This is a genomic window from Halomonas sp. M4R1S46 (genome assembly GCF_025725685.1).
Classification (GTDB): domain Bacteria; phylum Pseudomonadota; class Gammaproteobacteria; order Pseudomonadales; family Halomonadaceae; genus Halomonas.
The window spans coordinates 4,127,588-4,149,106 of record NZ_CP107008.1; the positions used below are offsets into that span (position 1 = coordinate 4,127,588).

Here is a 21,519-nt window from a genome sequence, read left to right on the forward strand (position 1 = left end):
GGCATGGCCGCGCCGGGCCATACAGATCATCGGCAGTCGCCATACCACGTGCTGCGGCGTCGTGGCGCTACTGCTGATCGCAGGCTCAGCGATCGTCTATGCCACCGGAGGCACCGCCTACGCCTATCCCTACTTGATGCTGATCCCGGTACTCGTCGCGGCGTCTTGGTACACCACGCCAGGCGGGCTGATCGCGGCCTTGCTCGCAGGAGCCATGATGGCGACCATGCCACAGGATGCCGCCCTGGGTATCGAGCAAACCACCGCCAACTACCTGACACGCCTGGCATTCTATCTGCTATTGGGCGGATTGGCCGGCTGGTTGTTCCATATCCGCCGACGTTCGGCAAACGAACATCGGCTCATCGCCCGCACCGATCCCCAGTCGGGACTCCCCAACCAGGTCGCGCTCAACGAGGATCTTGACCATTGCTTGTCGCAACCGGTGGGTCAGGTCTCACAGACCGGGGTGATAAAGGTGAAGATCACCGATATGACGGACGTCGTCGAAGCCCTGGGCATGGACGCCGCCGATGAGCTTGTCTTGGCGATGGGCGAACGGCTGAGTCGGGTGATTCGCGGTGGCGGCAAGGCGTACCGTCTCAGTCTTGATGAGCTTGCGCTGATATTGAAGGATGTCGGGCCGGGTGATCTCGGCCATATCAGCCAGAGACTGATGGATGTCGGCGAGGACAGCCTGTTGATTCAGCAGGTGCCTGTACGCGTCCAGTTAGCCATGGGCAGTGCCATCGCGCGAGATGGCTCGACGGGGGCCAAAGAACTACTCCGAGAGGCCCGCATCGCGCTATTGGCCACTATGCGGCAAAGACGTGGCCATACACATTTCAATCCCTCCTTCGACCGGCGCACCCTGGAGTCGCTCAAGCTGATTGCTCGGGTCCGGGACGGGTTGGCCGCGAGGGAGTTCGAGCTGCATTACCAACCCAAGATCCGACTGGCTGATGGCAAGGTCTGTGGATGTGAAGGGTTGATCCGCTGGCGAGGCGCGAACGGTAGGCTGATCCCGCCAGGCCAGTTCATGCCCAAGGTGGAAAATACCTCGCTGATTGGCCCTGTCACCCACTTCGTCGCTAAAGCAGCCGGTGCCTTTGCCATCCATGACGGGAGCGTGGGGGCCATCAGCATCAATGTCTCGGTGCATGACCTGCACAATGAAGAACTCCATGATCTACTCCTGGAACTCGTCGAACACTCTGGTGTGCGCCCTGAACGACTGGAAGTGGAAATCACAGAAAGCGCCTTGATCGGTGACCTGGAGGCAGCACGCAGCGCCATACAACGCATTCGTGATATCGGCATCGGCGTGAGTATCGATGACTTCGGCACAGGCTTTTCCTCGTTCGAGTACTTACAGCACCTGCCGATCACGGGGCTCAAGATCGATCGTGTCTTTGTCTCCCATCTGGAGCGAGACGAGCGAGCGCGCAAGCTGATGGCCTGCATGATCGACGTGGGCCATGCTCTTGACCTGGTGGTGACCGCCGAAGGTGTGGAGACAGTGGAGCAGGCCGCAATCTTGCGTAGCCTCGGCTGCGATCAAGCACAGGGCTTCCTCTATTCACCAGCCCTCCCTGCCACTGAATACCACGCCTGGTGCCAACGCCATTCAAAAGACCGGGATCATGACTAAGCTTTGTCTGAAAAGTCAGCGAGCGATGGCCAGGCAAGGCAAAAATCGGCGAAAAGACGGAGTTTACGCGGTGTAAATGAGTACTTTGAGCCGATTTTTAACGCCGGATGGGCGAGCGCAGGCAGTTTTCAGACAAAGCGTAGGCTTGGTATCAGCTGAACTGCACCGATTTTCCCGTAGACCTCCCCGGTTCGCAGGAGTCGAAGGGGGCTGTTTCGGTGGCTGGCATCGCATCCTCCCGGCAAAGTGCGATGCACCCAGGAGATGAAACAAAAGAAAAGGGCCTACGGATAACCGTAAGCCCTTGAATTCTTTGGCGCGCCCTAAAGGATTCGAACCTTTGACCTTCGCCTCCGGAGGGCGACGCTCTATCCAGCTGAGCTAAGGGCGCGCGGGGCCTGGCGGGCAATGACCACCAGGCGAGCGACATCCTACCGCGCTGCCCTTTCGCTGTCCAGCCACCAGCGGTCACGGCATCTTCGCGACGTGACCCGCCCATGTCCCGGCGCATGATCTCCAGCATTTTCCAGCGATTGGCGATACGGCTATACTGGCGCCCATTGTGCGCGTCATGGCGTCTTCCGGCTGTCGTGATGCCGACCGTGATTCGATGACAAGACCGTCAAAGAGGTGGTGAGAGTGAAATCCAGCAAGCTGATCATGGGGTGCCTGGCCACCCTCGGCCTGACCACGGGCATGGCGTTTGCCCAGGAGGACGTGGACCGGGACGCCATCGCCGAACGCCTGGAACCGGTGGGCGAGCTGTGCGTGCAGGGCGAAGACTGCGGCACCGCCATGGCGGCCAGCGGCGGTGACGACAGCGCCTCCTCCGGCGGCGCCGACGGCGAGAGCATCTACAACAATGTCTGCATGGCCTGTCACGACACCGGCGCCGCGGGTGCACCGAAGCGCGGCGACGAGGCGGCCTGGAGCGAGCGCACCGGCCAGGGCTTCGAGACCCTGCTCAGTCACGCCATCAACGGCTTTAACGCCATGCCGGCCCGCGGCGGCAACCCCGACCTCTCCGACGAGGAGGTGCAGGCCGCCGTGGCCTACCTGGTCGAGCCGATCATGGACGTGCCCGCCGAGGCCAGCGGGAGCGGCGAGGCGGCCGCCGAGGAAGACGCGCCGACCGATGACGCCGCCACGGCGGAGCAGGAAGCGCCGACCGAAGAGGCCGCCGGAGAGGAGGCCACCGCCGAAGCCGACAGCGGCCTCGACGGTGAGGCGCTCTATGCCAGCGCGCCCTGCGCCGCCTGTCACGCCAGCGGTGCGGCCGGCGCCCCGATGATCGGCGATGCCGAAGCCTGGGCGCCGCGTATCGACAAGGGCATCGAGGCCCTGTACGAGAGCGCCATCAACGGCATCGGCGCCATGCCGCCCAAGGGCGGCGCCACCCTCCCCGATGAGGAGGTCAAGGCCATCGTCGACTACATGGTGAGCCAGGCGCAGTAAGGCCGCCCAGCATCGCAATACGACGAGCGGGGGCGCCATTCGGCGCCCCCTTGTTGGTTCGGACCGGCCCGCAGCCCGGATCATCCCAACAGCGAACGCAGCCCGGCGATGGCGTCCTTGCCGCGGGCCTGCTTCTTCTCGGGGTCCTCACGGTCGGCGCGTCCCTCCCACTCCAGCGCATCCTCGGGCAGCTCGTCGAGGAAGCGGCTGGGCGTGCAGTCCATCAGCTCGCCATAGGCCTTGCGCTGTCGGGCGAGCGTCAGTGTCAGAGTGCGCCGCGCCCGGGTGATGCCCACGTAGGCCAGGCGCCGCTCCTCCTCCACGGTCCCCACCTCGATGGCGTTGCGATGGGGCAGCAGTTCCTCCTCGAGCCCCATCAGGTACACATGGGGGAACTCGAGGCCCTTGGAGGCGTGCATGGTCAGCAGCTGGACGCGGTCGGAGTCGTCCTCCTCGGCCTGCTGCTCGAGGATGTCGCGCAGCACCAGCCGCGAGATGGCCGACTCCACGTCGTCGGTCTCGGTCGCGGTGCTCGCGGTGGCCTCCTCCGCCCTGTCCTCGGGGTCGGCCTGCATCGACTTCTCGAGCTGGTCGATCAGCGTCCAGACATTGGCCATACGCCGCTCGGCGATGGTCGGGGCGCTGGCGTTCTGGTAGAGCCAGGCCTCGTAGTCCATGTCGCGCAGCATCTCACGGATCGCGGCCAGGGCATCGCCGCCGTCCATGCGCCGGCGCACGCCATCGATGAAGTGGGTGAAGCGCCCCAGGCGCTCGACCGCCCGCGTGGGCAGCTGCTCGGCCAGCCCCAGCTCGTGGCAGGCGGCGAACAGCGAGGTGCCACGCTCGGTGGCGTAGTTGGCGAGCTTCTCCAGGGTGCCGGGCCCGATCTCGCGGCGCGGCACGTTGACGATGCGCAGGAAGGCGTTGTCGTCGGCCGGGTTGATCAGCAGCCGCAGGTAGGCCATGGCGTCCTTGATCTCGCCCCGGGAGAAGAAGGAGGTGCCTCCGGAGAGCTTGTAGGGCACCTGGTAGTGCTGCAGCTTGAGTTCGAGCAGCCGGGCCTGGAAGTTGCCGCGGTAGAGCACCGCGAAGTCGCGCCACTCGGCGCGCTCCTTGATGCGCCGGGTGAGGATCTCGCTGGCCACCCGCTCGGCCTCGGCCTCCTCGTGACGATTGACCACCACGCGGATCGCCTCGCCCCGGCCCATGTCCGACCACAGGGTCTTCTCGTAGACGTGGGGGTTGTTGCTGATCAGGGTGTTGGCGGCGCGCAGGATGGTGCCGGTGGAGCGGTAGTTCTGCTCGAGCTTGATGACGTTGAGCCGCGGAAAGTCCTCGCCCAGGGTCACCAGGTTCTCGGGGCGCGCGCCGCGCCAGGCATAGATCGACTGGTCGTCGTCGCCCACCACGGTGAAGGTCTGGCGTTCGCCCATCAGCATGCGCACCAGCTGATACTGGCTGACGTTGGTGTCCTGGTACTCGTCCACCAGCATGTAGTGGATCTTGCGCCGCCAGCGGGCCAGCGCCTCGGGATCGTCGCGCAGCAGGGTCACCGGCAACAGGATGAGGTCGTCGAAATCCACCGCGTTGTAGGCCTTGAGGTGGCGCACATAGGCCTCGTAGACCCGCGCGGCGAACTGCTCGCTGTCGTCGGCGACATGCGACAGCGCCTGCCCCGGCAGCACCAGGTCGTTCTTCCAGTTGGAGATGGCCGCCTGGACCTGGTTGATCGCCTCGGCATCGACCTGGGCGTCCTTGTTCATCAGGTCGCGCAGCAGGGCCTTGGCGTCCTCGGGGTCGAACAGCGAGAAGCCGGGCTTGTAGCCCAGCGCCTTGAGCTCGCCGCGGATGATGTTGAGCCCCAGGGTATGGAAGGTGGAGACGGTGAGGCCGTGACCCTCGCGCCCCTTGAGCATCTGTCCCACCCGCTCCTTCATCTCCCGGGCGGCCTTGTTGGTGAAGGTCACCGCGGCGATGCGTCGGGCGCTCATGCCGCACTCCTGCACCAGGTAGGCGATCTTGGTGGTAATCACGCTGGTCTTGCCGGAGCCGGCGCCGGCCAGCACCAGGCAGGGCCCGTCGATGGCGCGCACGGCCTCCTGCTGGCGGGGATTGAGCTTGGCGAGGCGACTGGTGATGCTGGGGGTCATTCGAACTCCCTCGGTTCGGCGGCGGGCTCACTGCCGATAGCTGGATGGCCGACCCCCGGATGGCCGGCCCCTGGATGGCCGGCCCCTGGATGGCCGGCCCCCACGAAGTCGAGCTGGCGCCAGGCCTCGAAGACCACCACCGCACAGGCATTGGAGAGGTTCAGGCTGCGGCTCTCGGGAAGCATGGGGATGCGCAGGCGCTGCGCCTCGGGCAGGGCATCGAGCAGCGCCTGGGGCAGGCCGCGGGTCTCGGGGCCGAACACCAGGGCATCGCCCTCGCGGTAGGTCGGGGTGTGGTAGCCGGTGCACCCGCGGGTCGAGACGGCGAAGACCCGGCCAGGCGCCACGGCGGCGAGAAAGGCCGCCCAGTCGCGGTGCACCCGCACCCGGGCCCACTCATGGTAGTCGAGGCCGGCACGGCGCAGGCGCTTGTCGTCCAGGGTGAAGCCCAGCGGCTCGATCAGGTGCAGCCGGAAGCCGGTATTGGCGCACAGCCGGATCAGGTTGCCGGTGTTGGGCGGGATCTCGGGCTGGTAGAGCACCACGTCGAGCATCAACAACTCCTGATATGCTAGGCCGACAACGCACTCGGGCCCCGAACGGGGCCCGAGAAACCGGCTCGGCGATCCGTCACGCCTCCCGGGCGCAGGGGGCGCTCAGCGCTCGGCCACGCCGTAGCGGTCGCGATAGGCGCGGATGGCCTCGGCATGGCCGCGCAGCGCCTCGCCGGCATGCACCTCGAGGTACTCGAGCACCATGTCCAGGGTGACGATGCTGATCACCGGCATGCCGTAGGCCGCCTCGACCTGCTGGATGGCGCTGCGCGGGTCGGCGTCGTCGCCACCGCGCTCCTGGCGGTCCAGGGCCACCACCACCCCGGCGGCGCTGGCGCCGGCGGCGTCGATCAGCCCCATCACCTCGCGGATGGCGGTGCCGGCGGTGATGACGTCGTCGACGATCAGGATCCGCCCGGCGAGCTCGGCGCCGACGATGTTGCCGCCCTCGCCGTGCGCCTTCGCCTCCTTGCGGTTGAACGCATAGGGCAGGTCGCGGTCATGATGGTCGGCCAGGGCCACGGCGGTGGTGGCGGCCAGGGGGATGCCCTTGTAGGCCGGGCCGAACAGGACGTCGGCCGCGATGCCGCTGTCGGCGATGGCCTGGGCGTAGAAGCGGCCCAGCGCCGCCAGGGCACAGCCGGTCTTGAACAGGCCGGCATTGAAGAAATAGGGACTGACCCGGCCGGACTTCAGGGTGAACTCGCCGAAGCGCAGCACGCCCTGCTCGATGGCGAATTCGATGAATGCCTGCTGGTAGGGTTGCAGGGACGATGCAACGCGCTGATCCGCCACGGAGCCTCCTATCACGTTTATCGGCTGACGCCATTTACCCAAACGTCGAAACGTCGGGTATCATACACGCGCGACGCAAAAGGGACCATGTATGAAAATCGCCACCATCAATGTCAACGGCATCCGCGAGGCCGTCGGTCGGGGCTTCCTCGACTGGCTGGCCAACCAGGATGCCGACGTCGTCTGCGTGCAGAACCTCAAGGCCAAGAGTTTCGAGCTCGACGACAGCATCCTCTACCCCGAAGGCTACGAGGGCTACTTCCTCGATGCCGAGCAGGACGGCTTCTCGGGCGTCGGCATCTATTGCCGCAAGATCCCCAAGGCGATCATGTACGGCCTGGGCTTTCCCCAGTGCGATCATGAGGCGCGCTTCCTGCAGGCCGACTACGACCGCTTCAGCATCGCCAGCTTCCTGATGCCCGAAGGCAGCGACCCCGCCGCCAAGCAGGCCTTCATGGCCCAGTACCAGGAATACCTGTCGAAGATGGCCCGCAAGCGCCGCGAGTACATCATCTGCGGTACCTGGCACATCGCCCACAAGACCATCGACCTCGAGAACTGGGCCGACAACCAGACCACCCCCGGCTTCAAGCCCGAGGAGCGCGCCTGGATGGATCAGGTCTTCGGCCCGACCGGCTTCATCGACACCTTCCGCGAGATCAACCGCGACGCCGGCGAGTACACCTGGTGGCCGGCCCTGGACCAGGACCAGCCTCGGGAGCGCCAGGAGGGCTGGCGCATCGACTACCAGGTGGTCGGCCCCAACTTCCGCCGCCACGTGGTGGACGCCTGGATCGATTACGACGCGACCTTCTCCGAATATGCGCCGCTGATCGTCGAGTACGACCTGACGCTTTGATCGCCTTCCCTTCGTCGCCGTTGCCCCCGCGGCAACGCAACACGCCGGCCCATGGCCGGCGTGTTGCGTTCGGGAAGCACTGATTTATTGCTGCGCTCCCGCAGGATGAAAGACAACCTCAGCCGCGAATGCCCAGCGCCTCGCGCTGATGGGCGAACAGCGACTCGCCGGCCCGCTCGGCCAGATCGAGCATGGCATTGAGCTCCGCGCGGCTGTAGGTGCCGGCCTCGGCGGTGCCCTGCACCTCGATCAACCCGCCGCCCTCGGCCATCACCACGTTCATGTCGGTGTCGGCACTGGAGTCCTCGGGGTAGTCCAGGTCGACCACCGGCACCCCCTTGAACAGGCCCACCGAGACCGAGCCGACCAGTTGGTGGAAGGGGTCGCCCTTGATCAGCTTCTCGCGCTGCAGGTAGCGGATGGCATCGATCAGCGCCACGCAGCCGCCGGTGATGGCCGCGGTGCGGGTGCCGCCATCGGCCTGGATGACGTCGCAGTCCACGGTGATGGTGAACTCGCCGAGCTTCTTGAGGTTCACCGCCGCCCGCAGCGAGCGGCCGATCAGCCGCTGGATCTCCAGCGTCCGGCCGCCCTGCTTGCCCCGCGTGGCCTCGCGGCCGCCGCGGGTGTGGGTCGCCCGGGGCAGCATGCCGTACTCGGCGGTGACCCAGCCCTGCTTCTTGCCGCGCAGCCAGCGCGGCACGCCGGCCTCGACGCTGGCGTTGCACAGCACGCGGGTGTCACCGAACTCCACCAGCACCGATCCCTCGGCATGACGGGTGTAATCGCGGGTCAGGCGAATGTCGCGGGGCTGGTCGGGGGCGCGTCCGCTGGGACGCCGGATGTCCGAGGACATGGCACCTCTCTCGAAGTCGGCAATGGATGGATTGGCCGCCATTCTACACGGTCTGCCGGCAGAATCGTTTACACTGCCTGACCAATCGCCTGCGCATCAGGAGCCCCCCGATGGTCCACAGCATGACGGCCTTTTCGCGGCAGGACCGCGACGCCGACTGGGGCCGGCTGCAGCTGGAGCTGCGCTCGGTCAACCAGCGCTATCTCGAACCCCATTTCCGGCTGCCCGAGGCCCTTCGCGACCTGGAGCCCGTCTTCCGCGACGCCCTGCGCGGTCGCCTGGCCCGGGGCAAGGTGGAGTGCCAGCTGCGCTTCGCTCCCGCCGACGGCGACAGCGCCCTGGCGGTCAACCGCCCGCGCCTGGAAGCCCTGGCCGCCGCCCTCGGCGAGGTTCGCGAGACCGTTCCCAAGGCCGCCATGCCCGATGCCCTGGCGCTGCTCGACCACCCCGGCGTGCTGGAGACGCCAGGCCCGGACATGGAAGCCATCAAGGCCGAGGCCAGGGGGCTGTTCGGCGCCGCCCTGGACGACCTGGTCGCCGGTCGCGCCCGGGAGGGCGAGCAGCTCGCCGCCCTGATCCACGAGCGCCTCGCGGCCATCCGCGTCCAGGTGGCCGAGGTCCGTCGCCTGATGCCGGAGATCCTCGAGCGCCAGCGCCGCCAGCTGCTCGAACGCCTCGAGGCCATGCGTGCCGAGCTCGACCCCCAGCGCCTGGAGGCCGAGCTGGTGCTGCTGGCCCAGAAGGCCGACGTGGCCGAGGAACTCGACCGCCTGGAGACCCATGTCCTCGAGGTGGAGCGCCAGCTCAAGCAGAAGGGGCCGATCGGCCGGCGCCTCGACTTCCTGATGCAGGAGCTCAATCGCGAGGCCAATACCCTGTCGTCGAAATCGGTGGTCGCCGAGTCGACCCGCTGCGCCGTGGAGCTCAAGGTGCTGATCGAGCAGATGCGCGAGCAGATCCAGAACATCGAGTAGGACGCGCATGACCGTGACGTCGAGCGCCTCTCCCCTCCCTGGCGTGCCCCGCCTTCTGGTCCGGCTGGCGGCGATCCTGGTGATCGCCGGCCTCGTCGCGGCGCCCGCGACCGGCCGGGGACAGCCGAGTGCCGGCGTGGCCCCGGACAACGCCGGCCGGGTGATCGTGGTCGGCGGCGACCACTACCACCCGCCCTACGAGTTCCTCGACGAGGACGGCCGCCCCGCCGGCTACAACGTCGAGCTGACCCGGGCCATCGCCGAGGTGATGGGCATCGAGGTGCGCATCGAGCTGGGGCCCTGGAGCGAGATGCGCCGCCGGCTGGAGAACGGCGAGATCGACGTCCTGGAGGGCATGTCCTACTCCGAGGGCCGCGACGCCAGCTTCGACTTCGCCCCGCCCCACGCCATCGTCCACCAGTCGATCTTCGCCCGCCGCGGCACGCCGCCCGTGGCACGCCTGGAGGACCTGGCTGGCAAGGAGGTGATCGTGCAGCGCGGCGATATCATGCAGGACCTGCTGATCGAGCGAGAGGTGGGGGCCGAGCTGTTCCCCACCGACACTCATGCCGACGCGCTGCGCGCCCTCGCCGCCGGCCAGCACGACTATGCCCTGGTGGCCAATCTCCCGGCACTGTACCTCAGCCGTGAGTTCGGGCTGACCAACCTGGTGCCGGTCGCCCGCCCCTTCTCGCTGCGCTACGGCTATGCGGTGAAGGAGGGCAATGCCGACGTGCTGGCCCAGTTCAGCGAGGGCCTGGCGATCCTCAAGAACACCGGCCGTCACCAGGCCATCTACGCCAAGTGGCTGGGTCCGCTGGAGCAGGGGGAGGGCCTGCCGTGGAAGCGACTCGGCCTGATCGGGGCCATCGCCTCGGCGCTGTTGCTGCTGATTCTCGGCGGCATCGTGATCTGGAACCGCCTGCTCAAGCGCGAGGTGGCGAGCCGCACCGAGGAACTGCACCAACAGCAGCAGCAGCTGATCCAGGCCGACAAGATGACCTCCCTGGGCATCCTGGTCTCCGGCGTGGCTCACGAGATCAACAACCCCAGCGGCCTGCTGCTGCTCAACCTGCCGGTGCTGCGGGAGGCCTACGACGATGCCCGCCCCATTCTCGAGGCGCACTATCGTGAACACGGCGATTTCTCGCTCGGCGGGCTGCCCTACTCGCGCATGCGCGACGAGATCCCCTCCATGCTCGACGAGATGCTGGAGGGCACCCAGCGCATCAAGCGAATCGTCGGCGACCTCAAGGATTTCGCCCGGCAGGGCAGTGCCGAGCTCGGCGAGCGCCTCGACCTCAACGAGGTGGTCGGGACGGCGCTGCGCCTGGTCGACAACTCGATCCGCAAGGCCACCGACCGGTTCGAGACGCGCTACGCCGAGGACCTGCCCGCCATCCAGGGCAACGGCCAGCGCATCGAGCAGGTGGTGATCAACCTGGTGCTGAACGCCTGCCAGGCCCTGGAGGATCGCGACCAGGGCATTCGCCTGACGACCCGCTACCTTCCCGGCGACGGGACCGTGACCCTGGAGGTGCGGGACGAGGGGCGGGGCATCGATGCCGAGGCGATCAACCGACTGACGGACCCCTTCTTCACCACCCGGCGCGAATGCGGCGGCACCGGCCTGGGGCTCTCCGTCTCCGCCGGCATCGTCCGCGAGCACCAGGGCCGACTCGCCTTCGCTTCCCGACCCGGCGACGGCACGACCGCCACGCTGACGCTGCCCGCGGCCCCGATACGCGATGACGACCGACACCACCTGGACGCAAGCTGACCGATGAGCATGAACCTCTATCCCGCCTTCGGCCTCCTGCTGGTCGATGACGAACCCTCCTTCCTGCGCAGCCTGAGCATTACCCTGGAACGCAGCGGCGGCATCACCAACCTCCACCGCTGCCAGGACAGCCGCGAGGTGATGGATATCCTGGCCCGGGAGGACATCGGCCTGGTGACTCTGGACCTCACCATGCCCCACCTGTCGGGGGAGGCGCTGCTACGGCGCATCGTCGAGGAGCACCCGGACGTGGGGGTCATCGTGATCAGCGGCCTGAACCAGGTGGAAAGCGCGGTGACCTGCATCAAGCTCGGCGCCTTCGACTACTTCGTCAAGACCGACGAGCAGGACCGGCTGATCGAGGGCATCAAGCGCGCCATCCGGCTGCAGGAGCTGCGCCACGAGAACCAGGAGCTGCGCAGGCGCTTCCTCAACGATACCCTCGAGCACCCCGAGGCCTTCGGCCATGTGATCAGCGCCGACAAGGCCATGCGCTCGGTCTTCCAGTACCTCGAGTCGGTGGCCCCCTCCAGCCAGCCGCTGCTGATCAGCGGGGAGAGCGGCGTCGGCAAGGAGCTGATCGCCCGGGCGGCCCACACCCTGAGCGGTCGCCGGGGCCCGCTGGTCTGTGTCAACGTGGCGGGGCTGGACGACAATGTCTTTGCCGACACCCTGTTCGGCCACCAGCGCGGCGCCTTCACCGGCGCCGACCAGGCCCGCGCCGGCATGATCGAGCAGGCGGCGGACGGCACCCTCTTTCTCGACGAGATCGGCGACCTGAGCCTGGCCTCCCAGGTCAAGCTGCTGCGGCTGCTGCAGGAGGGCGAGTACTACCCCCTGGGCAGTGACCGGCCCAAGCGGATGCGGGGGCGCATCGTCGTGGCCACCCACCATGACCTCGACGCTCGCCAGCGGGCGGGGACCTTTCGCAAGGACCTCTACTACCGCCTGCGTACCCACCAGGTGCACATCCCCCCGCTGCGTCGGCGCAAGGGGGACATCCCGCTGCTGCTGGATCACTTCCTCGCCGAGGCCGCCGACGACCTCGGCAAGTCCCGGCCGACCTATCCCCCCGAACTGCCGGTGCTGCTGGCCAACTACGACTTCCCCGGCAACGTGCGGGAGCTGCGCGCCATGGCCTACGATGCCATGAGCGTCCACCGGTCCCGGACGCTGTCCATGGAGGTCTTCAAGCGGGCCATCGCCCCGTCGCTGGCGCCCCCCGCCCCGGCCGACGGCGATGCAGGCGAGCGCGCGGTGTTCGCCCCGGACGAGCCCCTGCCGACCCTGCACGAGGTGGCCGACCTGCTGGTGCACGAGGCCATGCGTCGGGCCGAAGGCAATCAGTCCATCGCCTCTCGGCTGCTGGGCATCTCCCAGCCGGCGCTGAGCAAGCGGCTGAAGAAGCTGCGCGAAACGGGACCGGAACCCCTATAACCCCGCCGCCCTGATAACCAGGGTTATAGCGCCACACAACCCTTTAATTTCATGTGGTTACACACACCCACCGCCTCGGGCCGCCTCGAGGTTATAGCCCTTCGCCACCGCTCCCTGCCCCACGCTCCTCTGATAAATCTAGATAAAACAACAACCTAACGAAAACTTCACCATCTGGCATGCGCCTTGCTCCGGATAGGGTGGCTCCCGGCGGGAGCCACCCCAACTCCAAGAGCAAGAGGTTCGACGACCGATGCCAACAACAACGAAGGCGGCCGCCATGGCCGCGACCACACCCCGTACCACCAAGAGCGCGATTCAGGGAGGTGCCGGATGCTGGACCTGATCAATGACCTGCTGTGGGGCAAGGTGCTGATCGCCTTGCTGGTCGCCGTCGGAATCGGCTTCACCCTGGCCTCCCGCTGCGTCCAGTTCCGCTACTTCGGGCGCATGTTCCGCATCCTCAGCGCCAGCCAGGCCTTCAAGCGCGACCAGCATGGCCACCTGAGCTCCTTCCAGGCCCTGCTGCTGTCGGTGGCCGGTCGCGTCGGCGGCGGCAACATCGCCGGCGTCGCCGTGGCCATCACCCTCGGCGGCCCGGGGGCCGTGTTCTGGATGTGGGTGGTCGGCCTGATGGGCATGGCCACCAGTTTCCTCGAGTGCACCCTGGCCCAGGCCTACAAGACCGCCGAGCCCGACGGCACCTTTCGCGGCGGCCCCGCACGCTACATCGCCCGGGGGCTCGGCCGGCGCTGGACCTGGCTGGCCGGCCTCTACTCGGTGCTGCTGCTGGCCACCTTCGGCTTCGCCTTCACCGCCCTGCAGTCCTATGCCGTGGCCACCTCCTTCGACGATGCCTTCGGCATCCCGGCCGGCTACACCGGCCTCGGCCTGGCCCTGGTCGTCGGCCTGATCATCTTCGGCGGCGTCAAGCGCATCGCGCGGGTCACCGAGGTGCTGGTCCCGGTGATGGCGGGCGGCTACCTGCTGATCGCCCTGGTCGTGCTGGGCCTGAACGTCACCCAACTGCCCGACGTCATCGCGCTGATCGTCAACAGCGCCTTCGGCCTCGAGCCGGCCATCGGCGGCGGCATCGGCGCGGCCATCCTGATGGGCGTCAAGCGCGGCCTGTTCTCCAACGAGGCGGGGCTCGGCAGCGCGCCGAACGTCGCCGCCGTCGCCTATGTGCCGCACCCGGTCAACCAGGGCATCGTCCAGGCCTTCTCGGTGTTCATCGACACCCTGATCATCTGTTCCGCTACCGCCTTCATCATCCTGCTCGGCGGGGCCTATGACCCGGCGGCCGGCGCCGGAATCGACGGCATCGCCCTGACCCAGGCCTCGCTGGCCGACCATGTGGGGGAGTGGGGCCGCAGCTTCGTCAGCATCGCACTGCTGCTGTTCGGCTTCAGCACCATCCTCTACAACTACTACCTGGGCGAGAACAGCCTCGATTTCTTCAGCCACCGCAACCGCACGCTGTTCAACGCCTTCCGCCTCGCCATCATCGGCCTGTGCACCTGGGGGGCGACGACCGACCTGGGCACCATCTTCGCCTTCGCCGACACCACCATGGGTCTCTTGGCCCTGGCCAACCTCGTCGCGCTGATCCTGCTGTTCAAGCCGGGACTGCGCTTCATGCGCGACTTCGACGGCCAGATCCGGGCCGGGGTGAAACAGCCGATCTTCGACGCCGCCAAGTTCGACGACCTGAACGTGGATCCGGCCGCCTGGGAGATCGAGCCCGAGGACCGCGAGCGGGCCCAGCGGGCCGCCGCAGCCGCACCGGCCTCCCGATGAACCGACCAGGGCCCGGCGTTGCCCGGGCCCTTTCGCCTGTCGAGGTCCCAGCATGACCACTCCTTCCCGCGCTGCCCGGCCGCGGCCCGGCAGCTCGCCGGCGCTTCAGGCCTGGGTGGACGAGATCGCCGACCGCGCCAGGTCGCGACTCGGCACGGGCCGGGTCGCCGACTATATCCCGGCCCTGGCGGACCAGGACCCCGAGCGCTTCGGCCTCGCCTTGTGCACCAACGACGGCGGCCTGTATACGGCCGGCGACGCCGAGATGCCCTTCTCGATCCAGAGCCTGTCGAAGGTGCTGCTGCTGAGCCTGGCGCTGCGCACCCACGGGGATGTCCTGTGGCAGCGCGTCGGCCTCAACCCGTCGGGCATGCCGTTCAACTCCCTGATGCAGCTGGAGACGGAGCGCGGCAAGCCCCGCAACCCCTTCATCAACGCCGGGGCCATCGTGGTCGCCGACCACCTGGTCGGCGCCTTCGCCACCCCGTCGAAGCACCTCCAGGACATCGCCAGGACGCTGTCCGGCAACGCTGGCATCCTGATCGACCGGCAGGTCCTGGCGTCGGAGTGGCAGCATCGCGCCCGCAACGCCGCCGCCGCCTACCTGATGAAGGCCTTCGGCAACCTCGACAACGAGGTCGACGAGGTCCTGGAGGCCTACTTCGCCTGCTGTGCCCTGCGCATGAGCTGTGCCGACCTCGCCGTCGCCTTGAACTACCTGGCGGCCGATGGCCGTGCGCTGACCACGGGCGAACGCTTCGTGCCGCCGGCCATGGCGCAGCGCATCAATGCCCTGATGTTCACCTCCGGGATGTACGACGCCGCAGGCGACTTCGCCTATCGCGTGGGGCTGCCGGCGAAGAGTGGCGTGGGCGGCGGCATCGTCGCCATCGTGCCCGGCCGGATGTCGATCTGCGCCTGGTCACCGGCGCTCGACGCCAGCGGCAACTCGGTGGCCGCCCAGTACGCCCTGGAACGGCTCGCCGAGGGGCTTGGCCGCTGGACCCAGGGAACCGGCCGGCTCGCCCCGGCAGCCACGCCCTGATCCCTCTCCTGCCAGAATGTAGTTTTATTACATAACAAAACGCACAACTCCTCGCAGCCAGCGCCCCCAGACCCTATACTTTCGTCGCAAAGTGTAGGTCATTTTCCTCGCTCCCGGTCCCCCGCCGGGGGCGCCTGTCTATGGGAGGAGCCGCCATGGCGTCCGCCACCCCCAGCGCCACGGCGCGCAACCCCCGCCTGGCCGAGCTCGCGCTGGCCCTGGGCGGCTTCGGTATCGGCACCAGCGAGTTCGTGATCATGGGCCTGATGAACCGGGTCGCCGCCGACCTGCAGGTGGCCACCGCCGATGTCGGCTACGCGATCTCCAGCTATGCCCTCGGGGTGGTGGTGGGCGCCCCGCTGATCGCGGCCCTGGCCGCCCGGGTCCCGCGCCGGGCCCTGCTGATCGCGCTGATGCTGGTCTTCGCCGTCGGCAACCTGGCCAGCGCCCTGGCCACGGCCTTCTGGCCCTTCGTCGGCCTGCGCTTTCTCGCCGGCCTGCCCCACGGCGCCTACTTCGGCGTTGCCGCCCTGGTGGCCGCGGCGGCCGTGCCCATCGACCAGCGCGCCCGGGCGGTCAGCCGGGTGATGCTGGGCCTGACAAGCGCCATCGTGGTGGGGGCGCCGCTAGCCACCTGGGCCGGACAGTGGCTGGGCTGGCCGGTGGCCTTCGCCGGCGTCGGGGGCATCGCCCTGGCCACCGCCGTGCTGATCCGCCTGTGGGTGCCGGCCCAGGCGCCCAACCCCCAGGCCAGCCCGCGCCGCGAACTGTCGGGGCTGGTCAAGCGGCGCGTGCTGGCCACCCTGGGCGTGGCCAGCATCGGCTTCGGCGGCATGTTCGCGGTGTTCAGCTATGTGGTACCGACCCTCTCCGCCCAGGCCGGCATGGCGGAGTCGGTGGGCCCCTGGGTGCTGGCGATCTTCGGCATCGGCACCATCCTCGGCAACCTCGTCGGGGCCCGGGCCGCCGACAAGCACCTGATGCGGGCGATCCCCTGCATCCTGGGGTGGTGCCTGGTGGTGCAGGGTGGCTTCTACGTCGCCGCCAACCACCTGGTCAGCGGCCTGCTGTTCGTCGGGCTGGTCGGCACCAGCATGGCCCTGGGGCCGGCGCTGCAGACGCGCCTGATGGACGTCGCCGGCGACGCCCAGACCATGGCCGCCTCGATGAACCACGCCGCCTTCAACTGCGCCAACGCCCTGGGCGCCTGGCTGGCGGCCGTGGTCATCAAGGCGGGGGCGGACTGGTCGGCCAGCGGGCTGGTCGGTGCCGCCCTGGCGCTCGGCGGGCTGCTGGTGTTCGCCGCCGACCGCCGGCTGGAGCAGCGGGCGCGGCTCCGGGCGGCCGCGGCCTGACGGCCGGTGCTGGGGCGATGGCGCCAAGTGTGCGATACTTCGCGCCTTCCCGCAGCCGTCAACTCCGCAGGATCCGCCATGCCCCAAGGTACGCTCTTCATCGTCTCCGCTCCCTCCGGCGCCGGCAAGACCAGCCTGGTGCGCGAGCTGATCGAAAGCCTCGACGGCATCCAGGTCTCGGTGTCGCACACCACCCGGCCGCGTCGCGACGGCGAGGTCGACGGCGTGAACTACCACTTCGTCGACAAGGCAGCCTTCGAGACGATGATCGAGCGGGGGGAGTTCTTCGAGCACGCCCGGGTGTTCGACAACTACTACGGCACCTCGCGCCGGGCGGTGCAGGCCCGGCTCGCCGCCGGCCAGGACGTGATCCTCGAGATCGACTGGCAGGGCGCCCGCCAGGTCCGCGCGCAGCTGCCCGACGCGGTGTCGATCTTCATCCTGCCACCCTCCCGGGAGGAGCTGGAGCGTCGCCTGGCCGGCCGCGGCACCGACGAGCATGCGGTGATCGCCTCCCGCATGCGCGAGGCGGTCAGCGAGATGTCCCATCACGATGAGTACGACTACCTGGTGATCAACGACGACTTCACCACCGCCCTGCGCGAGCTGCAGTCCCTGGTCATCGCCCGCCGCCTGACCCTCGACCGCGTCCAGGCGCGCCACGGGCCGCTGCTGGCGGCGCTCTTGTCAGGAGAGCCGGGGGTCGAGTAATCTATCCGATCTATTCATTGGTGGAATCCCCGGGGCGCAGTGACGTCGGCCGGGGCTTCGCCCGTCAGCATTCAGGAAGGCCTCCATGGCGCGAGTCACAGTCGAAGATTGTCTGGAAAACGTCGAAAACCGCTTCAAGCTGGTGATGATCTCCACCCAGCGTGCCCGTCAGCTGGCCCGCGGCTCCCGCGATGCCCTGCTGCCCTGGGAGAACGACAAGCCCACCGTGATGGCGCTGCGCGAGATCGCCGAGGGCCTGGTCGATTCCAGCGTGCTGGATGAACCGGTCGAGGCCGCGCCGATCCGCCCCCGCCCCGAGGCCGAGCCGGGCATCCCCGCCGAGGAGTGATCCGGCCCGCCGGAGTCCCGCCGACGCCTCCCCCAGGGCCATCACGAAACCTTCAGGGCGCGCCGCATGTTCACCATCGATGACCTGGCCGACCGTCTCGGCGGCTACCTTCCCCAGGACGAGATCCAGCAGGTCAAGCGTGCCTTCTACTACGCCGAGCAGGCCCATGATGGCCAGCGCCGGCGTTCCGGCGAGCCCTATGTCACCCACCCCCTGGCGGTGGCGAACATCCTCGCCAACATGCACATGGACTACCAGAGCCTGATGGCCGCCATGCTGCACGACGTGATCGAGGATACCGGGGTAGCCAAGGAGGCCCTCGGCGAGCAGTTCGGCAAGCCGGTGGCCGAACTGGTCGACGGCGTCTCCAAGCTGACCCAGATCACCTTCGAGGACAAGGCCGTCGCCCAGGCCGAGAACTTCCAGAAGATGGTCCTGGCGATGTCCCGGGACATCCGGGTGATCATCGTCAAGCTGGCCGACCGGCTGCACAACATGCGCACCCTGGGCGCCCTGCGCCCGGAGAAGAAGCGTCGCATCGCCCGCGAGACCTTGGAGATCTATGCCCGCATCGCCAGCCGGCTGGGCATCAATACCATCCGCGTCGAGCTCGAGGACCTGTCCTTCCAGGCCCTGCACCCGATGCGCGCCGAGCGCATCAAGCGCGCCGTGGCCAGCGCCCGGGGACATCGCCGCTCGACGATCCGCCAGGTCCAGAACAGCCTGCAGAAGAGCCTCGACGACGAGGGCCTGAACGGCTCGGTGGTGGGCCGCCAGAAGCACCTGCTGTCGATCTACCGCAAGATGCGCGACCAGCGGAAGTCCTTCGCCGAGATCATGGATGTCTTCGGCTTTCGCATCATCACCGAGGACGTCGACAGCTGCTACCGGATCCTCGGGGTGGTCCACAACCTCTACAAGCCGGTCCCGGGCCGCTTCAAGGACTATATCGCCATCCCCAAGGCCAACGGCTACCAGAGCCTGCACACCACCCTGTTCGGCAGCGGCGGCATGCCCATCGAGGTGCAGATCCGCACCCGCGAGATGGAGGCCATGGCCAACAACGGCATCGCCGCCCACTGGCTCTACAAGGCCGGCCAGACCGAGCACCCCATCGCCGAGGGCAGTCACGCCCGGGCCCGGGCCTGGGTCAAGGGCCTGCTGGAGATGCAGCGCCACGCCGGGGACTCGCTGGAGTTCATCGAGCACGTCAAGAACGATCTCTTCCCCGACGATATCTACGTCTTCACGCCCAAGGGCGACATCATGGAGCTGCCCCAGGGCGCCACCGTGATCGATTTCGCCTACAGCGTGCACACCGACATCGGCAACAGCTGCATCGCCTGCCGCATCGACCGTCACCTGGCCCCGCTCTCCACCCGCCTGCAGAGCGGCCAGACCCTGGAGATCATCACCGCCCCCGGGGCCCGCCCCAACCTGGCCTGGCTCAACGTGGTGGTCACCGCCAAGGCGCGCTCGGCGATCCGCCACGCCCTCAAGCACCAGCAGCACACCGAGGCCGTCCAGCTCGGCCGCCGACTGCTCAACAAGGCCCTCGCCGAGTTCGAGACCAGCCTCGAGGAGCTGCCGGCGAAGCCGCTGGACGTGCTGCTCGACGAACTCGAGCTCAAGAGCGAGGATGCCCTGCTGGAATCCATCGGGCTCGGCACCCGGGTCGCCCATGTGGTGTCGCGCCGGCTGGTCGATCTCCAGCATGGCGAGCCGGTGCCGTCCCGCAGCGAGCGCCAGGCCCAGGGCCCCATCCTGATCAGCGGCGCCGAGGGCATGGTGATCAAGTTCGCCCGCTGCTGCCATCCGCTGCCCGGCGACCCGGTCATCGGCCACCTCTCGGCCGGCAAGGGCATCGTGGTGCACCGGGACGAGTGCCGCAACCTGGCCGAACTCAAGAGCGACCCGGACAAGCTGTTCGCCCTGGAGTGGTCCGACCAGGCCGACGAGGACTTCCCCGTGCCGCTGCGCCTGGAGATCGAGAGCCGCCGCGGCCTGGTCGCCGAGCTGGCCAGCCTGGTCACCGATGCCGACGCCAACATCGAGCGTATCGGCATCGAGGAGCGCGACGCCCGGCTGTCGATCGTCAACCTGACCCTGGCCGTGCGCAACCGCGTACACCTGGCCCGCATCATCAAGCGCCTGCGCAACCTGTCGCATGTCGGCAGGATCACCCGCCTGGGCAATTGAAGCATCCCGCCCCCGCCCGTCGCGGTCGCGGCGGGCGGGGGCTGTCATTGGCTGGACCTCACCGCAATCAACACACGGAGCACACCATGAGCAACAAGGCCGTCATCAACACCGACCAGGCACCCGCCGCCATCGGCCCCTACTCCCAGGCCATCAAGGCCGGCAATACCGTCTACCTGTCCGGGCAGATCCCGCTGGACCCGGCGACCATGGAGCTCGTCTCCGACGACGTCGAGGCCCAGGCCCGCCAGGTGTTCACCAACCTGAAGGCGGTCTGCGAGGAGGCCGCCGGCACCCTGCAGGACGTGGTCAAGCTCAACCTCTACCTGGTGGACCTGGACAACTTCGCCATCGTCAACCAGGTGATGGAGGAGTTCTTCACGGCGCCCTATCCCGCCCGCGCCGCCGTCGGCGTCAAGGCGCTGCCCAAGGGCAGCCAGGTGGAAGCCGAGGCCGTGCTGGTCATCGGCGACTGAGGAAAGGCATCGGCGCCATGCGCCTCTTCCTGGCTCTGATGCCGCCGCCGGCGCTGCGCCGGCGGCTCGGCGAGCTCGCCGAGCGGACCCGGGCCCGCTGCGGCGGGCGACGCATGCCCGATGACAGCCTGCACCTGACGCTGGCCTTCCTCGGCGAGCAGCCGGAGACCCGGGCCATGGCGATCGGCGACTGGTTGGCGCGCTTCTCGATCCTGCCGGGGAGTTGGCGGCTGGATGCCTGGGGCTACTTCCACCGCCCGGGGATCGTCTGGGTCGGCGGGGGCGAGGGGGAGCCGGCCCTGAGAGACCTGCAGCGCCAGCTCTGGGACGGCCTCGAGGAGATGGGCATCACCGGACGGCCCGACCGCTTCGCCCCGCATATCACCCTGCTGCGCCAGGCTCGGCGGCCGCCCGGTCCCGACCTGCCGCGCATCGCCATGACATGGGACTATACTCGGGTAGAGCTAATACAGTCGGTCGTAACGCAACAGGGAAGCCACTATCGCCCCCTCGCGCGGACCGCCCCGCCCGAGGAGATGCCATGACGCGCCTGCTCCCCCGCTTCGCGACCACCGCCGCCCTCACCGCCTGTCTCGGCATCCTGCCGGCGGCCGCCGCCCCCAGCCTCGAACTCGGCACCACCAGCGAGGACACCCCGACGCTGGGCGTGAACCTCGACTGGATGCATGACCTGAGCCACTGGCATCCGGCCCTGGACCTGCGCCTGACCACCGGCCTGCTGCTGCTGCCGGGCGAGAACGGCGAGGATAATGCCGCCTGGAAGCTGACCCCGGCGCTGCGCTACCACCTCGACGATGGCCGCACCTTCCTCGAGGCCGGCCTGGGCGGGGGCCTGTTCATGGAGACGGAAGTGGGCGACCAGGCGCTGTCCACGGCGTGGCAGTTCGAGAGCCGCCTGGCCATCGGGCGAAGCTTCGCCTTCGGCGGCGAGTTCGGCGCCAGTGCCGCCCACTATTCCAATGCCCGCATGGACCTGCCCAACGAGGGGTTCGAGGTCTACGCCCTGGCCTATCGCCAGCCGCTCTAGCCAGTGGCGGGCTCGGCCGGCAAGC

General features: G+C 68.1%; 19 protein-coding genes and 1 tRNA gene. 15 read left to right on the forward strand and 5 right to left on the reverse strand.

Annotated features, from left to right (window positions below; genetic code table 11):
- The first annotated feature begins 61 nt into the window (after window positions 1-61).
- Window positions 62-1,651 carry a putative bifunctional diguanylate cyclase/phosphodiesterase gene (locus OCT48_RS19050; RefSeq protein ID WP_263590697.1) on the forward strand — a complete coding sequence of 530 codons (1,590 nt, stop codon included), beginning with the start codon at window positions 62-64 and terminating at the stop codon, window positions 1,649-1,651.
- 314 nt (window positions 1,652-1,965) lie between these two features.
- On the opposite strand, the gene OCT48_RS19055 is transcribed toward OCT48_RS19050, so the two are convergent.
- Window positions 1,966-2,042 (reverse strand) — tRNA-Arg (locus OCT48_RS19055).
- 248 nt (window positions 2,043-2,290) lie between these two features.
- Here OCT48_RS19055 and OCT48_RS19060 point away from each other — a divergent pair.
- On the forward strand, window positions 2,291-3,106 hold the full coding sequence (locus OCT48_RS19060; RefSeq protein WP_263590698.1) for a c-type cytochrome: 816 nt from the start codon (window positions 2,291-2,293) through the stop codon (window positions 3,104-3,106).
- An 80-nt stretch (window positions 3,107-3,186) separates the two neighbouring features.
- Here the strand turns inward: OCT48_RS19060 and rep are convergent, their stop codons facing one another.
- The 3 genes from rep to pyrE form a co-directional block, all read right to left on the reverse strand.
- Entirely contained in the window at window positions 3,187-5,256 is a 2,070-nt protein-coding gene (rep, locus tag OCT48_RS19065) for a DNA helicase Rep (protein ID WP_263590699.1), read from the reverse strand.
- A complete protein-coding gene (gene trmL / locus OCT48_RS19070) occupies window positions 5,253-5,810 on the reverse strand; it encodes a tRNA (uridine(34)/cytosine(34)/5-carboxymethylaminomethyluridine(34)-2'-O)-methyltransferase TrmL (protein ID WP_263590700.1) in 558 nt (185 codons plus the stop codon). The genes rep and trmL overlap by 4 nt, the downstream gene beginning before the upstream one ends.
- 102 nt (window positions 5,811-5,912) lie before the next feature.
- Window positions 5,913-6,605, reverse strand: coding sequence for an orotate phosphoribosyltransferase (gene pyrE, locus OCT48_RS19075; RefSeq protein ID WP_263590701.1), 693 nt, complete (start codon window positions 6,603-6,605; stop codon window positions 5,913-5,915).
- Between the two features lie 91 nt (window positions 6,606-6,696).
- Here pyrE and OCT48_RS19080 point away from each other — a divergent pair, with 91 nt between their 5' ends.
- The gene (locus OCT48_RS19080) at window positions 6,697-7,464 is read left to right on the forward strand and encodes an exodeoxyribonuclease III (RefSeq protein ID WP_263590702.1); all 768 of its coding nucleotides are present in this window, start codon (window positions 6,697-6,699) and stop codon (window positions 7,462-7,464) included.
- Between the two features lie 118 nt (window positions 7,465-7,582).
- Here the strand turns inward: OCT48_RS19080 and rph are convergent, their stop codons facing one another.
- Complete coding sequence (rph, locus tag OCT48_RS19085) at window positions 7,583-8,320, reverse strand: ribonuclease PH (RefSeq protein WP_263590703.1); 738 nt, start codon at window positions 8,318-8,320, stop codon at window positions 7,583-7,585.
- Window positions 8,321-8,430: 110 nt separating this feature from the next.
- Here rph and OCT48_RS19090 point away from each other — a divergent pair, with 110 nt between their 5' ends.
- The 12 genes from OCT48_RS19090 to OCT48_RS19145 all read left to right on the forward strand — a co-directional run bounded on the left by OCT48_RS19090 (window position 8,431) and on the right by OCT48_RS19145 (window position 21,494).
- Complete coding sequence (locus tag OCT48_RS19090; RefSeq protein ID WP_263590704.1) at window positions 8,431-9,294, forward strand: YicC/YloC family endoribonuclease; 864 nt, start codon at window positions 8,431-8,433, stop codon at window positions 9,292-9,294.
- Window positions 9,295-9,301: 7 nt separating this feature from the next.
- Window positions 9,302-11,074 carry a transporter substrate-binding domain-containing protein gene (locus OCT48_RS19095; RefSeq protein WP_263590705.1) on the forward strand — a complete coding sequence of 591 codons (1,773 nt, stop codon included), beginning with the start codon at window positions 9,302-9,304 and terminating at the stop codon, window positions 11,072-11,074.
- A gap of 3 nt (window positions 11,075-11,077) precedes the next feature.
- On the forward strand, window positions 11,078-12,511 hold the full coding sequence (locus tag OCT48_RS19100; protein WP_263590706.1) for a sigma-54-dependent transcriptional regulator: 1,434 nt from the start codon (window positions 11,078-11,080) through the stop codon (window positions 12,509-12,511).
- Window positions 12,512-12,844: 333 nt separating this feature from the next.
- Complete coding sequence (locus tag OCT48_RS19105) at window positions 12,845-14,311, forward strand: alanine/glycine:cation symporter family protein (protein ID WP_263590707.1); 1,467 nt, start codon at window positions 12,845-12,847, stop codon at window positions 14,309-14,311.
- A gap of 52 nt (window positions 14,312-14,363) precedes the next feature.
- A complete protein-coding gene (gene glsB, locus OCT48_RS19110) occupies window positions 14,364-15,356 on the forward strand; it encodes a glutaminase B (protein WP_263590708.1) in 993 nt (330 codons plus the stop codon).
- 155 nt (window positions 15,357-15,511) lie between these two features.
- Window positions 15,512-16,711 (forward strand): MFS transporter, encoded by a 1,200-nt coding sequence (locus tag OCT48_RS19115; protein ID WP_263590709.1) that lies wholly within the window; start codon window positions 15,512-15,514, stop codon window positions 16,709-16,711.
- A gap of 78 nt (window positions 16,712-16,789) precedes the next feature.
- A complete protein-coding gene (gmk, locus tag OCT48_RS19120) occupies window positions 16,790-17,422 on the forward strand; it encodes a guanylate kinase (protein WP_263590710.1) in 633 nt (210 codons plus the stop codon).
- Window positions 17,423-17,507: 85 nt separating this feature from the next.
- The gene (gene rpoZ, locus OCT48_RS19125; RefSeq protein ID WP_126482171.1) at window positions 17,508-17,771 is read left to right on the forward strand and encodes a DNA-directed RNA polymerase subunit omega; all 264 of its coding nucleotides are present in this window, start codon (window positions 17,508-17,510) and stop codon (window positions 17,769-17,771) included.
- 66 nt (window positions 17,772-17,837) lie between these two features.
- Window positions 17,838-19,970, forward strand: a complete 2,133-nt coding sequence (locus OCT48_RS19130; protein ID WP_263590711.1) for a RelA/SpoT family protein — start codon at window positions 17,838-17,840, stop codon at window positions 19,968-19,970.
- Between the two features lie 86 nt (window positions 19,971-20,056).
- Window positions 20,057-20,446: a RidA family protein gene (locus OCT48_RS19135; protein WP_263590712.1), complete on the forward strand. Its 390-nt coding sequence runs from the start codon at window positions 20,057-20,059 to the stop codon at window positions 20,444-20,446.
- Window positions 20,447-20,463: 17 nt separating this feature from the next.
- Window positions 20,464-20,991: an RNA 2',3'-cyclic phosphodiesterase gene (thpR, locus tag OCT48_RS19140; RefSeq protein WP_263590713.1), complete on the forward strand. Its 528-nt coding sequence runs from the start codon at window positions 20,464-20,466 to the stop codon at window positions 20,989-20,991.
- Entirely contained in the window at window positions 20,988-21,494 is a 507-nt protein-coding gene (locus tag OCT48_RS19145; protein WP_263590714.1) for an acyloxyacyl hydrolase, read from the forward strand. The genes thpR and OCT48_RS19145 overlap by 4 nt, the downstream gene beginning before the upstream one ends.
- The last annotated feature ends 25 nt before the right edge of the window (window positions 21,495-21,519 follow it).

What these genes read in the sequence shown, in the direction of transcription:
- rep (WP_263590699.1), bottom strand. Translation starts at nt 5,256, where the DNA reads ATGACCCCCAGCATCACCAGTCGCCTCGCCAAGCTCAATCCCCGCCAG.
- trmL (WP_263590700.1), bottom strand. Translation starts at nt 5,810, where the DNA reads ATGCTCGACGTGGTGCTCTACCAGCCCGAGATCCCGCCCAACACCGGC.
- OCT48_RS19080 (WP_263590702.1), top strand. Translation starts at nt 6,697, where the DNA reads ATGAAAATCGCCACCATCAATGTCAACGGCATCCGCGAGGCCGTCGGT.
- rph (WP_263590703.1), bottom strand. Translation starts at nt 8,320, where the DNA reads ATGTCCTCGGACATCCGGCGTCCCAGCGGACGCGCCCCCGACCAGCCC.
- OCT48_RS19090 (WP_263590704.1), top strand. Translation starts at nt 8,431, where the DNA reads ATGGTCCACAGCATGACGGCCTTTTCGCGGCAGGACCGCGACGCCGAC.
- OCT48_RS19095 (WP_263590705.1), top strand. Translation starts at nt 9,302, where the DNA reads ATGACCGTGACGTCGAGCGCCTCTCCCCTCCCTGGCGTGCCCCGCCTT.
- OCT48_RS19100 (WP_263590706.1), top strand. Translation starts at nt 11,078, where the DNA reads ATGAGCATGAACCTCTATCCCGCCTTCGGCCTCCTGCTGGTCGATGAC.
- OCT48_RS19105 (WP_263590707.1), top strand. Translation starts at nt 12,845, where the DNA reads ATGCTGGACCTGATCAATGACCTGCTGTGGGGCAAGGTGCTGATCGCC.
- glsB (WP_263590708.1), top strand. Translation starts at nt 14,364, where the DNA reads ATGACCACTCCTTCCCGCGCTGCCCGGCCGCGGCCCGGCAGCTCGCCG.
- OCT48_RS19115 (WP_263590709.1), top strand. Translation starts at nt 15,512, where the DNA reads ATGGCGTCCGCCACCCCCAGCGCCACGGCGCGCAACCCCCGCCTGGCC.
- gmk (WP_263590710.1), top strand. Translation starts at nt 16,790, where the DNA reads ATGCCCCAAGGTACGCTCTTCATCGTCTCCGCTCCCTCCGGCGCCGGC.
- rpoZ (WP_126482171.1), top strand. Translation starts at nt 17,508, where the DNA reads ATGGCGCGAGTCACAGTCGAAGATTGTCTGGAAAACGTCGAAAACCGC.
- OCT48_RS19130 (WP_263590711.1), top strand. Translation starts at nt 17,838, where the DNA reads ATGTTCACCATCGATGACCTGGCCGACCGTCTCGGCGGCTACCTTCCC.
- OCT48_RS19135 (WP_263590712.1), top strand. Translation starts at nt 20,057, where the DNA reads ATGAGCAACAAGGCCGTCATCAACACCGACCAGGCACCCGCCGCCATC.
- thpR (WP_263590713.1), top strand. Translation starts at nt 20,464, where the DNA reads ATGCGCCTCTTCCTGGCTCTGATGCCGCCGCCGGCGCTGCGCCGGCGG.
- OCT48_RS19145 (WP_263590714.1), top strand. Translation starts at nt 20,988, where the DNA reads ATGACGCGCCTGCTCCCCCGCTTCGCGACCACCGCCGCCCTCACCGCC.